Source organism: Bradyrhizobium sp. SZCCT0231, assembly GCF_018130245.1.
In the GTDB taxonomy this organism is placed as follows: domain Bacteria; phylum Pseudomonadota; class Alphaproteobacteria; order Rhizobiales; family Xanthobacteraceae; genus Bradyrhizobium; species Bradyrhizobium japonicum_F.
This window is the reverse complement of sequence record NZ_JAFCKP010000024.1, coordinates 39040-56627: the sequence shown is the minus strand read 5'-3', so window position 1 is coordinate 56627 and position 17588 is coordinate 39040. Positions and strand designations below refer to the sequence as shown.

14 protein-coding genes and 1 pseudogene are annotated in these 17588 nt (G+C 62.9%); 9 read left to right on the top strand and 6 right to left on the bottom strand.

The window, feature by feature from the left end:
• Positions 1-65: 65 nt before the first annotated feature.
• From JQ566_RS32025 to JQ566_RS32000, 6 genes and pseudogenes are all read right to left on the bottom strand, one after another.
• A pseudogene (locus JQ566_RS32025) lies at positions 66-1055 on the bottom strand (ATP-binding protein); the annotation flags it as partial.
• Between the two features lie 711 nt (positions 1056-1766).
• Positions 1767-2414, bottom strand: coding sequence for a helix-turn-helix domain-containing protein (locus JQ566_RS32020; RefSeq protein ID WP_212379831.1), 648 nt, complete (start codon positions 2412-2414; stop codon positions 1767-1769).
• 100 nt (positions 2415-2514) lie between these two features.
• The gene (locus tag JQ566_RS32015) at positions 2515-3090 is read right to left on the bottom strand and encodes a sarcosine oxidase subunit gamma (protein WP_212379829.1); all 576 of its coding nucleotides are present in this window, start codon (positions 3088-3090) and stop codon (positions 2515-2517) included.
• Positions 3083-6067: a sarcosine oxidase subunit alpha family protein gene (locus JQ566_RS32010; protein WP_212379827.1), complete on the bottom strand. Its 2985-nt coding sequence runs from the start codon at positions 6065-6067 to the stop codon at positions 3083-3085. Before JQ566_RS32010 ends, JQ566_RS32015 begins: the two co-directional genes overlap by 8 nt.
• Positions 6064-6333: a sarcosine oxidase subunit delta gene (locus JQ566_RS32005; protein ID WP_212379825.1), complete on the bottom strand. Its 270-nt coding sequence runs from the start codon at positions 6331-6333 to the stop codon at positions 6064-6066. The genes JQ566_RS32010 and JQ566_RS32005 overlap by 4 nt, the downstream gene beginning before the upstream one ends.
• 12 nt (positions 6334-6345) lie before the next feature.
• A complete protein-coding gene (locus JQ566_RS32000) occupies positions 6346-7596 on the bottom strand; it encodes a sarcosine oxidase subunit beta family protein (RefSeq protein WP_212379823.1) in 1251 nt (416 codons plus the stop codon).
• A 140-nt stretch (positions 7597-7736) separates the two neighbouring features.
• Here JQ566_RS32000 and JQ566_RS31995 point away from each other — a divergent pair, with 140 nt between their 5' ends.
• The 9 genes from JQ566_RS31995 (at position 7737) to urtC (ending at position 17585) form a co-directional block, all read left to right on the top strand.
• Positions 7737-8633 (top strand): class II glutamine amidotransferase, encoded by an 897-nt coding sequence (locus JQ566_RS31995; RefSeq protein WP_212379821.1) that lies wholly within the window; start codon positions 7737-7739, stop codon positions 8631-8633.
• Positions 8633-9316 carry a GltB/FmdC/FwdC-like GXGXG domain-containing protein gene (locus JQ566_RS31990; RefSeq protein ID WP_212379819.1) on the top strand — a complete coding sequence of 228 codons (684 nt, stop codon included), beginning with the start codon at positions 8633-8635 and terminating at the stop codon, positions 9314-9316. The genes JQ566_RS31995 and JQ566_RS31990 overlap by 1 nt, the downstream gene beginning before the upstream one ends.
• Before the next feature lie 17 nt (positions 9317-9333).
• Positions 9334-10659 carry an FMN-binding glutamate synthase family protein gene (locus JQ566_RS31985; protein ID WP_212379817.1) on the top strand — a complete coding sequence of 442 codons (1326 nt, stop codon included), beginning with the start codon at positions 9334-9336 and terminating at the stop codon, positions 10657-10659.
• A 58-nt stretch (positions 10660-10717) separates the two neighbouring features.
• A complete protein-coding gene (gene glnT, locus JQ566_RS31980; protein WP_212379815.1) occupies positions 10718-12016 on the top strand; it encodes a type III glutamate--ammonia ligase in 1299 nt (432 codons plus the stop codon).
• A gap of 150 nt (positions 12017-12166) precedes the next feature.
• Complete coding sequence (locus JQ566_RS31975) at positions 12167-13333, top strand: transporter substrate-binding domain-containing protein (protein WP_212379813.1); 1167 nt, start codon at positions 12167-12169, stop codon at positions 13331-13333.
• A gap of 35 nt (positions 13334-13368) precedes the next feature.
• On the top strand, positions 13369-13977 hold the full coding sequence (locus JQ566_RS31970; RefSeq protein WP_025037901.1) for an ANTAR domain-containing response regulator: 609 nt from the start codon (positions 13369-13371) through the stop codon (positions 13975-13977).
• Positions 13978-14225: 248 nt separating this feature from the next.
• Entirely contained in the window at positions 14226-15482 is a 1257-nt protein-coding gene (locus tag JQ566_RS31965; RefSeq protein WP_212379811.1) for an ABC transporter substrate-binding protein, read from the top strand.
• Between the two features lie 59 nt (positions 15483-15541).
• The gene (gene urtB, locus JQ566_RS31960) at positions 15542-16435 is read left to right on the top strand and encodes an urea ABC transporter permease subunit UrtB (protein ID WP_212379809.1); all 894 of its coding nucleotides are present in this window, start codon (positions 15542-15544) and stop codon (positions 16433-16435) included.
• 1 nt (position 16436) lies between these two features.
• Complete coding sequence (gene urtC, locus JQ566_RS31955) at positions 16437-17585, top strand: urea ABC transporter permease subunit UrtC (protein ID WP_212379807.1); 1149 nt, start codon at positions 16437-16439, stop codon at positions 17583-17585.
• Positions 17586-17588: the final 3 nt, after the last annotated feature.

Here is a 17588-nt window from a genome sequence, read left to right as displayed (position 1 = left end):
TGCTCAATGAGCAAATGGGAATCTAAACGAAAAATGTAAGCCGTTCCGCTCGGGCTGGAGGCTGATCAAAAAAGAAGGCTCTCTCGATCAGGAACTGGTCGATCGCACATTGGCGCTGATTTTGGCGTCTGCTGCTTCACAGGCAATTGCATCCGCACGATCAGCCCATGCGGCTTGCGGTCGTGCAGCGACAGCTCGCCGCCATGGGCGATCGCGATCGCGCGCGCGATCGAGAGGCCGAGCCCGAAGCCGGTGGACTCGTCCATGGTGCGCGCATCGTCGCCGCGCGCGAACGGCTCCAGCATCTCCTGCTTGCGCGCATCCGAAATGCCGGGGCCGTCGTCCGCGACGTCGATGACGAGCGTGTTGCCGGAGACGTCGAGGCGGATCGTTACCTCGGCGCCGAAGCGCACCGCGTTCTCGACCAGGTTGGTGATGCCGCGATGCAGATCGTCGGGCCGCGCGACGGCGGTCGCGGACGCCGGCCCGACATAGTGCACGACATGGCCCATGTCGACGAACTGGTCGGCGACGAGCTGCAGCGTGCCGGCGATATCGACCAGCGTCAACGCCTCGACCTTGCGGTCGTCGCGCAGCAGCGACAGCACCGAGTCCAGCATCGCGCGCATCTGGTCGAGATCCATCAGTATGCGCCTGCGGTTGGCTTCGTCCTCGATGAACTCGGCGCGCAGGCGCAGCCGCGTGATCGGCGTGCGCAAATCGTGGCTGATCGCGGCCAGCATCCGCGTGCGATCCGACATCAGCCGCGCGATCCGCTCGTGCATGCGGTTGAGCGCGCGCGCCACCGAGCGGATCTCCTCTGGGCCGCGCTCGGGCAGCGGCTCGGCGGTGCCGTCGAGGCTGAAATTCTCCGCCGCCTCGGCAAAGGACGACAGCGGCCGCATCAGCGCGCGCGCCGCCCACAGGCCGAGCACGGTGACGCAGATGAAGGCGCTCATCAGCGCGCTCAGCCAGGGCCCGCCCCAGAACCACGGCCGCGGGGCGCCTTCGACATGGCCCACGATCACGGTCTCGTCGGGCAGTTGCACGCCGAGGACCGGATACAGAGCCGGGGCGTCCTGTCAGCCAATCTCACAAGGGTGAATGAGGCGGCCAAACGGTCGCGCCAGACTCGGTTCACGCGGCGCTGCTGCACCACGTTGACGTCGCTGCGCTCGAAAGGACGAATCTGCGGCGGCAAGCGGCGTCCGGGGTAGACGGGGTGATAGTGGACTTCCTACCGGCAAGACCTGGAAGACAATCTTCGCGATCCAGCTGACAGGGTCCATGGCGGTCACTATCGGCCGTTGCCGGTTCGCCGGATCTACATCCCAAAGGCTGACGGCGGCCAGCGGCCTCTCGGTATCCTTCTGCTGGAAGATAAAATCGTCCAGGGCGCGGTGGCGGAGGTCTTGAGCGCCATCTATGACGCCGACTTCCTCGATTGCTCCTTTGGCTTTCGGCCCAGGCGTAGTGCTCATCAGGCGCTGCGGGTAGCCGAGGCGGTGGTCACTGACAATTCTTAAGCGCGTGCGTTCCTCAACGTGCGACCAGGCCGGATCGTTCGGGCGCGCCCGGCCCATGATGTTTCGCAAGAGCGGCCTAGTGGCATCGGCCGATGGCAAATGCGATCATTGCCGCGGTATCGAGTATCGTCAGCTCAAGCAAATCCCGCGGCTGGGACAATCGGTCCGCGAGGAGCAGATGGTTATCTTCCGGAACAAGAGTCACGTACGTCAAAGCTCGACAAGCAAGATAGCGAAAGATCACCCGCGTGGATACACGATGATAGATAGATAGGTCATTGGTAGCTTGACGAGCGTCTCGGGACCGTGCAACGCGCCGGAATCAAACAGGATGGAATCGCCGGGACGCAGACGGTAACTGCTATCGCCGTGTCGATAATCGACCTCGCCAGTGAGCATGTAGATGAATTCCATGCCGGCGTGCTGGAAGGCTGTGAAGGGTTCCGCGTCCTCCTTCAAAGTGATCAAGTATGGTTCGACGACGACGTCACCGCCGATGACATGTCCGAGCAATTGGTAGACATGACCCACCTTGGTTCCGCGCCGCTCGATCACGACGCCCTGCTTGGCGCGCACGAATGAACAATCGCGTCGCTCTTCGGAGGCCGCAAACAGCAGGCTGAGCGGGACGTTGAGCGCCTTGGCGATCGACTGAAGCGTCGCCAGTGACGGAGAAATCTGCCCGTTCTCGATCTTCGACAGCATGCCGGCCGAGATGGACGATGCGGCTGATAAGTCGAGCACCGAGAGATCGCCGTCCCGGCGCAACTTTCGGATCTGGGCACCCAGGGCGCGTTCGAGGTTGCGAGGATCCTGCGGTGCGTTGGAGCCGGTACGGTATTCAGGCGCCTGGCGTGAGGCTGTTTTCGCGCTTTTGGCTCTCGCCATCGGATAGGTCCTTTAGATGAGATCCGAGCATGGCCCAGGGCCGACAACCAGTATACCAGGATTGGACGGCACGCAGCTTCGATGCATTGCCGACAGGCGATCAGGTCCGCGCGAGCCCGAACTCTGCCAGGCTGTCATCCAGCCAGCGACGGAAACTGTCGACGAGGCTGCGGAAGACCGCAATCTCGAAAACCGGTGTACCGTCTTCCAGATCATCCAGCCGCCAGATGATGGCGCCGAGGTGCGAAACGGCGGTCACGGCGACGGCGCCCGGCGCGAACGCACGGTTGTGTAGATCGATCGGAAAACCCTTGGCGAGAGCCTGGCCGATCCGCGGCCCGCTGATGCGATGGATGACATAGCCGTCGGTCTGATCGGTCACCGATGCGGCATCGCCGACAGCCTGCTTCAACGAGACGGAGAATCCATTGCCGCCATCGTCCTGCGTCGCGAGCCAGGTCGTAGGCCCGATCCCGATAAAGGCGACATTGCCGGATGCGTTGCGGCGCGGACCGGGAACGAGATCGACTCCATAGGCGGTCTTGACGCGCTGTTTCAAGTGCTCGTCCGCCCCGCGCCGAACCATGATCGTTGCGCAGCCGAGATCATTGCGTATCGATACGGTGACGCCTGGGTTGGAGGACGCCGCAAAGCCATGATTGAGACGATCAGCCACGCAGCCGCGCTCCTTCCGGATCATAGAAGGCGGGAGAACATATCTCGGCCTCGAAATCGGCACCTCGCAGCGGGTCGACAACCCGCAGGATCTGTCCCACGCGCTCTCGGCCGCGTGTCAGCAGAGCCAGCGCAATCCAATGGCCGAGCGTCGGCGAGAATGCCGACGACGTGACGTATCCCTGATCGTTCTCGAGCTTGACGGCTGCACCGGGCGAGAGCAGGTGAGCGCCGTTGCGCAGCCGCTGCCGGCGATTAATCGGCTTCAACCCGATCACGGCCGGACGGTCCGGATCGACGAGTCCGGGCCGACGCGCGAGCACCTTGCCGATGAAGTCCTTCTTGCCCATCATCCGGCCGAGCCCGAGATCGTGCGCGGTGGTGGTGCCGTTCAGCTCGTTACCGGCGATGTGTCCCTTCTCGATACGCATCACGCCAAGCGCTTCGGTGCCATATGGAGTGAGGCCGTACCGGGCGCCGGCCTCCATGATGGCGCGGATCGTCTCGTCAGCAAAGCGCGCCGGGACCGCGAGCTCGTAGCCGAGCTCGCCCGAAAAGGAGACCCGGAACAACCGCGCCGGCCGCCGTCTCCAGCAGAAATCCGCGCAGGCGAGATACGGAAATGCGGCATCGGATATGTCGATTGCGCCGCCGAGCAGACGATCCAGAAGATCGCGCCCACGCGGTCCGGCAACGGCGAATTGGGCCCATTGCTCGGTGACGGAGACGGCCTGGACGTCGAGCTCAGGCCAGAGCACCTGTCGGGCGTGATCGAGATGCTGCATCACCTTCGCTGCGTTCGCCGTCGTCGTCGACATCACGTAGTGATCGGGTGCAAAGCGGGCGCAGGTTCCGTCATCCATCGCGATGCCGTCCTCGCGCAGCATCAATCCATAGCGCACCTTGCCGACGGGGAGGGTGGAGAAGGTGTTAATGTAAATGCGATCGAGGAAGATACCGGCATCCGCGCCCTGGACGTCAATTTTACCCAAGGTCGAGACGTCGCAGACGCCGACGGCGCTGCGCACGGTCTTGACCTCGCGAATCACGGTTGAAAGCCAGTCCGCTTCGCCTGCTCGCGCGAACCATTGCGCGCGCCGCCACGGGCCTGCGTCGACGAAGGTCGCGCCGAGCTGTTCGGCCCAGCGGTGGCTCGGCGCCAGCCTGACCGGGCGGAAATCCTGGCCGCGATGACGGCCGGCGAAGGCGCCGATCGCGACCGGTGTGACGGGCGGTCGCGCGACGGTGGTGCCGACCTGCGGCATCGGACGATCCGTGAGCGCCGCCATCATGGCGTGTCCGATCACGGCTGCCATCTTGCCCTGGTCGGTGGCCATGCCGAGCGTGGTGTAGCGCTTCAGATGCTCCACCGACCTAAAGCCCTCGCGAGCGGCAAGCGCGATGTCGGCCTGAGTCACGTCGTTCTGGTAGTCGACGAAAGCCTTCGACCGGGATGCTGATACTTGCCACAGCGGCTCGCCGGCGATGCTTTCGTCGTCGACGACGAATTCGGGTCGGGCGCCGGATTTGAAGCCGGCAGCATCCGCACTGGCCGCCCCGGCAGCCGACCCTTGTTTCAGCGCTTCCGCCAGCGTCAGTGCGCCGCTAGCGGCGCCGATGACGACGAGATCCCGCGGCAGATCGCCGGGCAGAAAGGCCGAGCGTTCCTCGGACCAGCGCGGACGACCGCCGAGATGGGTCGAGAGCGAGAGGTTCGGATTCCAGCCGCCGCTGACCGCAAGCAGATCGGATTCCATCGCGATGTCTTCGCCATCATTTGACCGCACGCGAATTTGGCGGAGACCATGTGCGCCGCGTGTGTCGACGACGTGGGCGCCCTTCAACAGTCTGGCGCCGATCGTCCTGCCGGAGGCGACCAGCGATGGGGAGATCTCGGATCGTGCATCGACGATGGCTTGGACCTTGACTCCGGCACGCGCGAGGTCGAGCGCGGTGCGCCAGCCGTCGTCGCAACTCGTGAACAGGGTCGCCGCCTTGCCAGGCGCCACGCCGTAGCGATTGAGATAGGTGCGCACCGCGGAGGCCAGCATGATTCCGGGACGGTCGTTGCCGCCGAACACGATCGGCCGCTCGATGGCGCCTGCCGCAAGAATGGATCGCTGCGCCACGATCTTCCATAAGCGCTGCCGCGGCTGGTGTGCGGGGGGAACGGGCAGGTGATCGGAAACGCGTTCGAGCGCGCCGAAAGTGCCCCCGTCATAGGCGCCGAAGATTGTGGTCCGCAGCATCATCGTGACGTTCGGAAGTGCGTCCAGCTCTTTGGCGACTTGTTTGGCCCATTCAACGCCTGAGAGGCCGTCGATCGTGTAGACGTCGTTGTTCAGCCGGCCGCCGGGGATGAAGTCATCGTCCGCGATGATGACGCGCGCGCCCGCGCGTCCCGCTGCCAGCGCGGCGGCGAGGCCGCCGGGGCCACCGCCGATGACCAGCACGTCGCAGAAGGCGTACGCCTTCTCGTATTGGTCGGGATCGGGCTGCAGGCTGGCCCTGCCGAGGCCAGCGGCACGTCGGATCAGAGGCTCATAGACCCGCTCCCAGAACGAAGCGGGCCACATGAAGGTCTTGTAGTAGAAGCCGGCGACAAACAGAGACGACAACAGCGAGTTGACCGCACCGATATCGTAACGCAGCGACGGCCAGCGGTTCTGGCTCCGGGCCTCGAGCCCATCATACAGCTCGACGGTGGTGGCGCGCGTGTTCGGCTCGCGACGTGCGCCGCTCCGCAATTCGACCAGCGCATTCGGCTCCTCGGCGCCGGCGGTCATGATGCCGCGCGGACGATGATATTTGAACGAGCGGCCGACGATCCTGACGCCGGACGCGAGAAGAGCGGATGCCAGCGTATCGCCGTGAAAGCCCTGGTAGCACTTGCCATCGAAGTGGAAGCGCAATGCTCTGCTGCGGTCGATCAGACCGCCGTCGATTCGGTTGGGTTGCGGGGCGTTGATGTCGCTCATGCACGGATCCGGTCGCAGGCAAAGGTGGCTTTGGTGATTTCATGGGTCCTGATATTGCGCTCGACTTCCAGCCAGCTTCGACAGCCGGACGCGTGATACCAGAGTTCGCGATGCAGCCCGGACGGATTGTCCCGCAGATAGACCGCTTCGAAGAATTGGCGGTCGGCGTCGGGGGCGTCGGCAGCCGGCCGCGGGGCGCTGGCATCGCCAAGATAGGCGAATTCGCTGACGTCGCGATCTCCGCAGAACGGGCAGGGAATGCGCATGCCGATCGACCTTCAGTGCAGATTGGGTTGGGCGCCCTGGCCCTTTTCATCGAGCAAATGGCCGCTCGCGAAACGGTCAAGCCGGAAGGCGCGTGCCACTGGATGCGGCTCGTCGCGGGCAATCAGATGGGCGAAGCACCAGCCGGATGCCGGCGTGGCCTTGAACCCGCCATAGCACCAGCCGGCATTCAGATAGAGGCCGTCAAGCGGCGTGTGGTCGATGATGGGCGAGCCGTCCATGGACATGTCCATGATGCCACCCCATGAGCGCAACATCCGTAACCGTCCAATCATCGGCATCAATGCCATGCCGCTTTCGCAGACATCCTCTACGGTCGGCAAATTGCCGCGTTGCGCATAGGAATTGTAGCCGTCGATGTCGCCGCCGAACACGAGGCCGCCCTTGTCGGACTGGCTGATATAGAAGTGGCCTGCGCCGAAGGTGACGACACCCGGAATCAACGGCTTGATGGCCTCGCTGACGAAGGCCTGCAAGACGTGGCTTTCGATCGGCATGCGCAGACCGGCCATGGCCGTCAGCCGCGAGGTATTCCCGGCAACCGCCAGCGCCACCCTTGGTGCGCGGATCGTCCCGCGCGTCGTTTCCACGCCGACGACGCGATCGCCCTCACGGATCATGCCGGTAACTTCGCAATTCTGGACGATGTCGACGCCGCGGTCGCTGGCCGCGCGCGCATAGCCCCATACGACGGCGTCGTGACGGGCCGTTCCGCCGCGTCGCTGCAGCAGGCCGCCCTCGATCGGAAATCGGGCATTATCGAAATCGAGGAACGGCAGCATGCGCCGGACGGCGGTCCGGTCGAGCAGTTCGGCGTCGACGCCATGCAGCCGCATCGCGTTGCCGCGGCGGGCTGCGGCGTCGCGTTGCGCATCGGAGTGGAACAGGTTCAGCACGCCGCGCTGGCTCACCATCGCGTTGTAGTTCAGATCTTTCTCCAGGCCCTCCCAGAGCTGCATCGAGAATTCGTAGAAGGAATTGTTGCCGGGCAGCAGGTAGTTCGAGCGGATGATCGTGGTGTTGCGGCCAGCATTGCCGGAGCCGATCCAGCCTTTTTCCAGCACGGCGATGTTGGCGATGCCGAAATGTCTCGCGAGATAGTAAGCCGTCGCAAGGCCGTGCCCGCCGCCGCCGATGACGATGACGTCGTAGGACGGTTTCGGGCTGGCGTCGCGCCAAGCCGCCGTCCAGCCGCGATGGCCGAGCAGGGCTTGATGAGCGAGACTGAAGATCGAGTAGTGCATGGAGAGGATCGCATTGGGTTTGATGGAAGCCGAGCCCGGACCACACTATTCCATATTTCCTGACAAGAAAATATTGTTCTCGATAGTTGACAGCCGTCCACACGGGACGATATGCATGGTTCGCCCGATGGAGAGCAGGCATGTGCGGTATTGTCGGTCTATTCCTCAAGAACCCCGGGTTGCATCCTGAGCTCGGGTTTCACCTTGCGGCCATGCTTGGCGTGATGAGCGATCGCGGTCCCGACAGCGCTGGGTTCGCAGTCTACGGCAGCTCGCAAGCAGATCACGTCAAGCTTACGCTGCGTGCAGCATCGGCCGTCGAGATTCGTGAGGCGGTGGCGACGACTCTCGGCAAGGCGGGCGCGGGCGATCTGGACGCCGTCTTTCACGACACCCACGCCGTGGTCTCGGTGCCGTTGGCGCGTGAACAAGAGGTGCGGTTGCTGATCGCGCGCGACGGTCGCGTGACGCTGGTCGGCGTAGGCGCCAGGATGGAGCTGTTCAAGGAGGTCGGGCTTCCGGAGCAAGTAGCAAAGCGGTTCGAACTGTCCGGAATGAGCGGGACGCACGGCATCGGCCACACCCGGATGGCGACCGAATCCGCCGTCACCACGCGTGGTGCGCACCCGTTCTCGACCGGAAAGGACCAGTGTCTGGTTCACAACGGGTCGCTCTCCAATCATTGCGGCGTGCGGCGCTTTCTCAGCCGGGAAGGACTGACGTTCGAAACGGACAACGACAGCGAGGTTGCCGCGGGTTTCCTGACTTGGCGCATGCAGCAGGGTGCGTCGTTGGAGCAGGCGTTGACGGACAGTCTCGCCGATCTCGACGGGTTCTTCACATTCGTGGTCGGAACCGAGAGTGGTTTCGCGGTGCTCCGCGATCCCATCAGTTGCAAGCCGGCCGTCATGGCGGAGACTGACGACTATGTCGCGTTCGGATCGGAATATCGCGCGCTCGCCGTACTTCCCAATGCCGGAAAAGCGCGGGTCTTCGAGCCGGTGCCGGCCAGGGTCTACGCGTGGGAATTGCGCTGATGCGCTCCGTCGATCTCGAGGAAAGCAGCGTCCGTGAACTCAATGGCGAGCTGCATCGGCTCACGCCAGAGACCAACGAGACGCGATGGGTGATCGAGCATCCGCAAGGCAAGCACGCCATCGCCTGTGGTCTCGATGCCCCCGTGACCGTCGAGGTGAAGGGGCATGTCGGCTATTACTGCGCCGGCATGAACAAGCATGCCACGATCGTGATCGATGGAAATGCCGGCGTCGGGGTTGCAGAGAACATGATCTCCGGCGAGGTCCGGGTGAAGGGCGACGCCAGCCAGGCGGCGGGGGCGACCGGCGTCGGCGGGCTGTTGGTCATCGAGGGTAATGCGTCGGCGCGCTGTGGCATTTCGATGAAGGGCATCGATATCGTCGTGAAGGGCTCGATCGGTCCGATGAGTGCGTTCATGGCGCAGGCCGGCACTCTCGTCGTGTTCGGCGATGCCGGCGAGGCGCTCGGCGATTCCATCTACGAGGCGCGGCTTTTCGTGCGCGGATCGGTGGCAAGCCTCGGTGCAGATTGCATCGAGAAGCCGTTGTCGGACGAGGACAAGGTCATTCTTCTCAGGGTGCTGGATCGGGCTGGGTTGTCGGCCGGCTCGGACGGCTTCCGGCTCTATGGATCGGCCCGCAAGCTCTATCATTTCCACGTCGACAACGTCGATGCTTACTGAGGCAGGACGGCTTCCCGATGAACACACAGAGGCCGAAAGCCGCCACCCCGCCGCGATTCTCCGCGACCTTCGATCCGCAGGCCATCGCCGAGATCCAGCGCGCGGCGGCGACCGGCATCTACGACATCCGCGGCGGCGGTGCGAAGCGCAAGCTGCCGCATTTCGACGACCTGCTGTTTCTCGGCGCGTCGATCTCCAGATACCCGCTGGAGGGTTATCGCGAGCGCTGCGGCACCAATGTCGTGCTGGGCGGCCGCTTTGCCAGCAAGCCGATCGAGTTGAAAATTCCGATCACGATCGCCGGCATGAGCTTTGGTGCGCTGTCGGCGCCAGCGAAAGAGGCTTTGGGGCGCGGGGCATCCGCAGTCGGTACCTCGACCACAACCGGTGACGGCGGCATGACTGACGAGGAGCGCGGGCACTCGTCGATCCTGGTCTATCAATATCTGCCGTCGCGTTACGGTATGAACCCGGACGATCTCCGGCGCGCGGATGCGATCGAGATCGTGATCGGGCAGGGTGCCAAGCCTGGCGGTGGCGGCATGCTGCTCGGCCAGAAGATCTCGCCGCGGATCGCCAGGATGCGGACGCTGCCGGAAGGCATCGATCAGCGCTCGGCCTGCCGGCATCCGGATTGGACCGGGCCGGATGATCTCGAAATCAAGATCGAGGAATTGCGCGAGATCACCGACTGGGAAAAGCCGATCTACGTCAAGGTCGGGGCCAGCAGGCCCTACTACGATACGGCGCTCGCGGTGAAGTCCGGAGCCGACGTCGTTGTTCTGGATGGCATGCAAGGCGGCACGGCTGCGACGCAGGATGTGTTCATCGAGCATGTCGGGTTGCCGATCCTCGCTGCGATCCGGCCTGCGGCACAAGCTTTGCAGGATCTCGGCATGCATCGCAAGGTCCAACTGATCGTATCGGGCGGTATCCGCAACGGCGCGGATGTGGCCAAGGCGCTCGCGCTGGGAGCGGACGCTGTTTCGATCGGGACCGCCGCGCTGATCGCGATCGGCGACAACGATCCCGGTCTCGAAGACGAGTATCGGAAATTGGGCAGCACTGCAGGGGCCTATGACGACTGGCAGGACGGGCGCGATCCCGCCGGAATCACGACGCAGGACCCGGAGCTTGCTGCACGGCTCGACCCGGTCAAGGCCGGCCGGCGTCTCGCAAACTATCTCTCGGTGCTGACACTCGAGACCCAAACCATCGCCCGTGCTTGTGGCAAGAGCCACGTCCACAATCTCGAGCCCGAGGACCTCGTGGCGCTGACGCTCGAAGCCGCGGCGATGGCGCGCGTCCCCTTGGCCGGCACTTCGTGGATACCCGGGTCATGACGATCCGAAGACGGATCTGGCGTGAACCTGCTCAACGGCGAGTAGTGTGGAGACAACGATGTCAACGAAGCTTTCGGATACAGCGCGCGAGAAGGGGATCAAATACTTTTTGATCTCCTATGCCGATCTGTTCGGCGTGCAGCGGGCCAAGTTGGTGCCGGCTGCGGCGATCGACGGCATGGCCAGGAACGGCGCGGGATTTGCCGGCTTTGCCACTTGGCTCGATATGACGCCTGCTGATCCGGATCTGTTTGCCGTGCCGGATCCCGATACGCTCATCCAGTTGCCCTGGCGGCGCGAGGTCGGCTGGTTGGCCGCCGATCCGTGGATGAACGGCAAACCGGTTGCGCACGCGCCGCGTAACGTGCTCAAGCGCAAGATCGCGGAGGCTGCGGACGCCGGCCTGACGATGAAGACCGGCGTGGAGTGCGAGTTTTTCCTGCTGACTGAGGATGGTCGCGAAGTCTGCGACACCGCCGACCGGCAGACCAAGCCTTGCTATGATCAGCAGGCGCTGATGCGGCGCTACGATGTCATCAGTGAGCTCTGCGACGCCATGCTGGAGCTCGGCTGGCAGCCCTATCAGAACGATCACGAGGATGCCAACGGCCAGTTTGAGATGAACTGGCAGTTCGACGAGGCGCTGGTCACGGCCGACCGGCATGCCTTCTTCAAATACATGGCGCGCTCCATCGCCGAGAAGCATGGCCTCCGCGCGACCTTCATGCCGAAGCCGTTCATCTCGCTGACCGGCAGCGGTTGCCATGTGCACGTGTCGCTTTGGAAAGGTGAACGAAACCTGTTCGAGGACGAAGGCGGCGACCTCGGCGTCTCCGAGCTCGGCTATCATTTTCTCGGCGGCGTGATCAATTCGGCCGACGCTCTGGCCGCCATCCTCAATCCGTCGGTCAATTCCTACAAGCGCATCAACGCGCCGCGAACGGTCTCGGGGGCGACCTGGGCGCCGAACTCGGTCACCTACACCGGAAATAACCGAACCCACTTGATCCGAATTCCCGAGGCGGGCCGCTTCGAGCTGCGGCTCGCCGACGGTTCTGCCAATCCCTACCTGTTGCAGGCCGCGGTTCTATCTGCCGGACTCGACGGCCTTAGCAACAAACGAGATCCCGGAAAGCGGCTCGACATCAACATGTATACCGAAGGGCATACCGTGACCTCGGCCAAGCGGCTCCCGATGAATCTGCTCGATGCCTTGCGAGCGCTCGAACATTCAAGCGTGCTGCGGGATCATCTCGGGGAGTTCGTACCCGCCTATCTCAAGCTGAAGCATGAGGAGTGGAACGACTACGCACGCCATCTGACCCAATGGGAGCGAGACAACACCCTGGACTGCTGATGTCCGAACGCAATGCTCCGTGCCCAAGGCCGCTCCGGGCGTTGACGTCATCCCCATTATTCATCATAGACTGGAGATGCAGCAAGGGCGCGATATGGCACCGCGAGAAGAGGGGCGGCGTTGACGGATGCAGCCAACGATCGTGATTTGATGGTGTCAGCCAAAGACCATTCGGACAGTTGGCGGGTTGGCGTGCTGTTCTCGCAGACCGGCGTGACGTCGGCCATCGAGCGCACGCAGCTGAATGCGACCTTGCTCGCGATCGAAGAGATCAATGCCACTGGCGGAGTGCTCGGCCGACAGGTCGAACCCGTGATCTACGATCCCGCTTCAGATCCGAAGAAGTACCGCGCCTTTGCCGAGCGGCTGTTCCAGTTCGACCGCATCAGGATCCTGTTCGGCTGCTACATGTCCAGCACGCGTAAGGCCGTGCTTCCGGTCGTCGAAGGCCACCGCGGCCTGCTGTTCTATCCGACGCAGTACGAGGGGTTCGAGTATTCGCGCAATTGCATCTATACCGGCGCGGCGCCCAACCAGAACTCGATCCAGCTTGCACGTTTCCTGCTTTCCACCTACGGCAACCGCTTCCTGCTCGTCGGTTCCAATTACGTCTATCCCTATGAATCGAACCGCTTGATGGCGGACTTCGTAGTGCAGAGCAAAGGCAAGGTGCTCGACGAGATCTACGTGCCGCTGCAGGCCGGTCAGGGGGATTTCGACAAGGTCATCGCGCGGATCAAGAAGACCTCGCCGGAGGTGATCTTCTCCACCGTGGTGGGGACCGGCACTGCGGCGTTCTACAGTGCCTATCGTGCGGCAGGCTTCGACCCCGCACGCATGCCGATAGCAAGTCTCTCCACCAACGAGGCGGAGGTTGCAGAAATGGGCGCGGAGGTTGCCGAGGGACACATCACCGCTGCACCGTTCTTCGAGACACTGTCCTCGGCGGCCGCGCGGCGTTTCGTCTCGAGCTTCAAGCAAAAATACGGAGACGACGCGCCCGTGACGGCCGGCGCCGAAGCGTCCTATTTTCAGGTGCATCTGGCGATGCGTGCAGTCGGAAAGTGCGGCTCCGACGATCCGGAACAGGTGCTTGGCAATCTCAGGGATTTCGAATTCGATGCCCCGCAGGGAAGAGTGCGTGTCGATCCCGAAAACAACCACACCTATCTTTGGCCGCGGATCGCGCGGCTGGATCGAAACGGCCGATTCCAGGTCGTGTGGAATCCAGGTGTGCGCGTGAAACCGGATCCCTATTGTGTCGTGCAGAGACTCGACGATTGGTCCGTCGATGACCAGCAACTCATTCGTCCATGATCCCCATGGTTGCCTAGTTGGACGGAGAACCGGGCGTGGCCATTCAAATTCTCCGCGATCTGCGTGGTCTGCGGGTTCATGTCGTGCATCCGCCGGATTCGGAGCGGACCAAGCTGGTCGAGCATCTGCGTCGGATCGGCTGCATGGTGGAGATGCAATGGCCCGTGCCGGAATGCTGGCAGGAAGGGGCCGACATCGTGCTGCTCGCGATCGAGCACGACATGCGGACCGAGATGCAGCGCCTGTTGAAATCCGACGTCAATCGCAGGCCGACCCTCATTGCCGTCGTGTCCTACGAGGATCCGTCGACGCTGCAACTCGTGCTCGAGTTCGGCGCCGTCGCAGTCATCGAGCGTCCGATCCGGCCGTTCGGCTTGTTGACCAACATCACCATTGCGCGCAGCCTGTGGATGGAGCGTCGGGAAGCTGACAAGCGTGTACGCAAGCTCGAACGCAAGCTCGCGGGCATTCAACGTATCCAGAAGGCCAAGGCGATCCTGATGGACGGACAGGGATTGAGCGAGGCTGATGCTTATGAAAGCATCCGGCGACAGGCCATGTCGAAGCGCTTGTCGATGGACGACATGGCCTCCGCGATCATTCACGCAAACGAACTGTTGCAATATCGCGCCAAAGGTGATTAGCTTTTCTCCGTCGTGAAGAGAAATCTTTCGCGACTTTGCCGAACCATCGATGATGCTGGTTTGGCCCTGGCTGAGCAGCCCGAAGGACCCGCGAGGGTCCGTCGGGCTTTTTTGTTTTTCGGGGCGCTTGGTGTCGTCGCCACCTCAGTGTTGACGACGCCCGCTTGAGTCTTGGCGATTGTCTGACGGTAGCAACGTGCTTCGGCGCGATCGGAGATCCGTGTCTGGAGCTAACGGGGGAGTGTGCAATGGCAGTTGATAGGCGTAAATTTCTGAAGGGCAGCGCTTTGGCGGGCGGCGCGTTGATCACATCCCCCTGGGTGTTTTCGACGGGCGCTCATGCGGCGGGCGAGATCAAGGTCGGCGTGCTGTTCTCGCTGACCGGCGGGTTGTCGATCGTGGAGAAGTCGCTGCACGACGCCACCATGATGGCGATCAGCGAGATCAACGCGGCGGGCGGCGTCAAGGGCATGAAGATCGCGGCGATCGCGGAAGATGGCGCGTCGGATCCGAAGACCTACAACGAGAAGGCGTCGAAACTCGTCATCCAGGATCGGGTACCGACCGTTTTCGGATCCTATACTTCGGCCAGCCGCAAGGCCGTGCTGCCGGTGTTCGAGAAGCGCAACAACCTCTATTTTTACCCGACCTACTACGAAGGCTTCGAGTGCTCGAAGAACGTCGTCTATACCGGCGCCGTTCCGAACCAGCAGCTCTCGAATTTCATTCCCTGGATCATCAAGACCCTCGGCAAGAAGAAGTTCTTCATCGTCGGCTCGAACTACATCTATCCGCGCGAGATGGCCAAGGTCTCCAAGATTCTGATCGAGAAGAACGGCGGCGAATGGATCGCCGATGAATATCTCGAGCTTGGCCATTCCGAATGGGGTTCGATGGTCAACAAGATCAAGAACTCCGGCTGCGACGTCGTGCTGTCCAACGTGGTCGGTGACTCCGTGATCGCATTCTACCGCGAGTACAAGAACCAGGGTCTCACCCACGGCAAGCTTCCGATCTGCGCGACCGTGACCTCCGAGATCGAGATCGCGGCGATGGGTGCCGATTATGCCGTCGGCTCGTACACCTCGTTTCCCTACTTCCAGGCAATCGATACCGACCGCAACAAGGCCTTCGTCGAGCGTTATCGGGCCTTCGTGAAGGATCCGAAGGCGGTGACCCACCACGCGCTGGAATCGTCCTATTTCCAGGTCTTCCTGTGGAAGCAGGCGGTCGAGAAGGCAGCCGAGGTCACGCCGATTGCGATCCGCGAGGCGGTCAAGGGCCAGGAGTTCGACGCGCCCAACGGCCACGTCAAGATCGAAGCCGAGAACCTGCACACCTACCTGACCCCGCGCATCGCGCAGTGGCAACCGGACGGTCAGGGCAAGATCATCGACGCCTACAAGGAGCCGGTGATGCCGCTGCCCTATGTCGCCTATGGCGAGACGCCGACGAACCTCTTCTGCACGTCGAAGGGGCTCGACGCAAGCAAGCTGAAAACCTGACGTCAAGGAAACCCCGTCCATCGCGCGGTTGCCCGTGCGGTGGACGATGAGGTGTTGCCATGCTCGAAGTTCTGTTCATCGGTCTCAGCCTGGGTTCGATCCTCCTCCTGGTCGCCCTCGGCCTTGCGATCACTTATGGCGCCATGGGCGTCATCAACATGGCGCATGGCGAGATGGTCATGGTCGGCGCCTATGTGACGGTGCTGTCGGGCCTTTGGCTCGGGACGAACATCTTCGTCGCAATCCCGCTCGCCTTTATCGTGACGGCGCTGCTCGGGCTTTTGATCGAGCGCATCGTGGTACGTAAACTGTACGGTCGGCTGCTCGACACCCTGCTGGCGACCTGGGGCGTCGCGATCCTGATCCAGCAGGCCGTGCGGCTGGAGTTCGGGCTCTCGTTCTTCGGCATTCACATCCAGGGACTTGGCCCCGGCCTGCAGAATGTCGATGTACCCGGAATATTGCAGGGAACCCTTCATATTGCCGGTGCCGATATCAATCGCTACCGGACCTTTATCATCCTCGTCACAGCGGTTCTTGCGCTCGCCACGTGGTTCCTGCTCTACCGCACCGTCGCAGGCACCCAGGTCCGCGCCATCATCCGCAATCCGAAGATGGCCGCGGCCTGCGGCATCGATGTCGATCGCGTCAACGCGCTGACCTTCGCGTTCGGCTCGGGCCTTGCCGGCGTCGCCGGCGTGATGATGTCCGGCTTCAAGACGGTGTTCCCGGATATGGGCACGCCGATGGTGGTCGACGGCTTCATGGTCGTCGTGATGGGCGGCGTCGGGAGTCTGCTCGGATCGGTGCTGTCGGCCGGGATTCTCGGAGAAATCAACGGTGTGGTTGCCGCTGGGACCAACGACATCCTGGCACGCGCGGTCGTGTTCGGTGTGGTGATCGCGATCATCATTCTCAAGCCGAAGGGCCTGTTCGCCCTTAGGGGACGCTGAGATGTCGTCGCAGCGCCGTATCGACTGGGCGATCTACGCCGGCTTCGTGATCCTGATCATGCTGGTGCCGCTGGCGATGGACTCGTTCTGGCTGAATCGCATCGCCAAATATCTGGTGTTCGGCATGCTCGGTATCGCAGTCGCGTTGTCGTGGGGCTATGCGGGCATCCTCAATCTCGGCCAGGGACTGTTCTTCGGCGCTGGAGCCTACATGCTGGCGATGTCGTTGAAGCTGGCCAGCGCCACCAGCCTGCAGCAGGGCTCCGCCAAGCCGGTGCCGGATTTCATGCTGTGGAACGCCGAGCCGGGGGCCAAGACCGAGCTTTGCTGCATCACCAAGGCCTCGTTCCTGTGGCTGCCATTTCAGAGCCAATGGTTCGGCTTCGCCATGGGCCTGATCCTGCCGGTCCTGATGGCGGTGGTGGTCGGCCTCATCGTCTTCCGCAAGCGAATCTCCGGCGTGTTCGTTTCCATCATCATGCTGGCGCTGGTGCTGCTGGTCCGGCTGGTGATGATCGATGCCCAGCCGTTCACGAACGGCTTCAACGGCCTGACCGATCTGGGCTGGTTCAAGATCGGCGACTTCGAGTTCGATCCCTATATCGTGCCGACCTACTACCTGATCGCGGGTTCACTGAGCGTGGTGCTGCTCGCGGCGCGACTGCTGATCGACACCCGCGCCGGCGTGATCCTGCAGGCGGTTCGCAACGACGAGAACCGCGCCCGCTATCTCGGCTTCGACGTGCCGGCCTACCAGACCTTTTTCTTCGCGGTCTCGGCGGTCATCGCGGGCTTCGCCGGCATGCTCTATGTCATCGTTTCGGAATTCGCATCGCCGACCTTCATGGATCTGAGCTTTTCGATCGCCATGGTGGTGTGGGCAGCGGTCGGCGGCCGCGCCTCGATCCTCGGCGCATGCATCGGCGCAATTGCGATCAACATGATTTCGGCAACCGTCAGCGAAGTCGAGGGGTTTGCAGAGGCCTGGAAAGCCGTCATCGGACTGATCTTCGTGCTGGTCGTGCTCTATCTGCCACGCGGCATTGCAGGGCTTGCTCACGACCTGATCGATCGCGTGGTCGCGCGCAAGACGCGGGGCGCGTCGCCCGTGCTGCGTGTCCGCGATGCCACCTCACAGCTCGCGGAGTAACCT

Coding starts and splice junctions, on each gene's coding strand:
- JQ566_RS31985 (WP_212379817.1), top strand. CDS start 9,334: ATGAACACACAGAGGCCGAAAGCCGCCACCCCGCCGCGATTCTCCGCG.
- JQ566_RS31965 (WP_212379811.1), top strand. CDS start 14,226: ATGGCAGTTGATAGGCGTAAATTTCTGAAGGGCAGCGCTTTGGCGGGC.
- JQ566_RS32005 (WP_212379825.1), bottom strand. CDS start 6,333: ATGCGCATTCCCTGCCCGTTCTGCGGAGATCGCGACGTCAGCGAATTC.
- JQ566_RS31975 (WP_212379813.1), top strand. CDS start 12,167: ATGGTGTCAGCCAAAGACCATTCGGACAGTTGGCGGGTTGGCGTGCTG.
- JQ566_RS31990 (WP_212379819.1), top strand. CDS start 8,633: ATGCGCTCCGTCGATCTCGAGGAAAGCAGCGTCCGTGAACTCAATGGC.
- JQ566_RS32010 (WP_212379827.1), bottom strand. CDS start 6,067: ATGAGCGACATCAACGCCCCGCAACCCAACCGAATCGACGGCGGTCTG.
- JQ566_RS32000 (WP_212379823.1), bottom strand. CDS start 7,596: ATGCACTACTCGATCTTCAGTCTCGCTCATCAAGCCCTGCTCGGCCAT.
- JQ566_RS31995 (WP_212379821.1), top strand. CDS start 7,737: ATGTGCGGTATTGTCGGTCTATTCCTCAAGAACCCCGGGTTGCATCCT.
- urtB (WP_212379809.1), top strand. CDS start 15,542: ATGCTCGAAGTTCTGTTCATCGGTCTCAGCCTGGGTTCGATCCTCCTC.
- JQ566_RS32020 (WP_212379831.1), bottom strand. CDS start 2,414: ATGGCGAGAGCCAAAAGCGCGAAAACAGCCTCACGCCAGGCGCCTGAA.
- glnT (WP_212379815.1), top strand. CDS start 10,718: ATGTCAACGAAGCTTTCGGATACAGCGCGCGAGAAGGGGATCAAATAC.
- urtC (WP_212379807.1), top strand. CDS start 16,437: ATGTCGTCGCAGCGCCGTATCGACTGGGCGATCTACGCCGGCTTCGTG.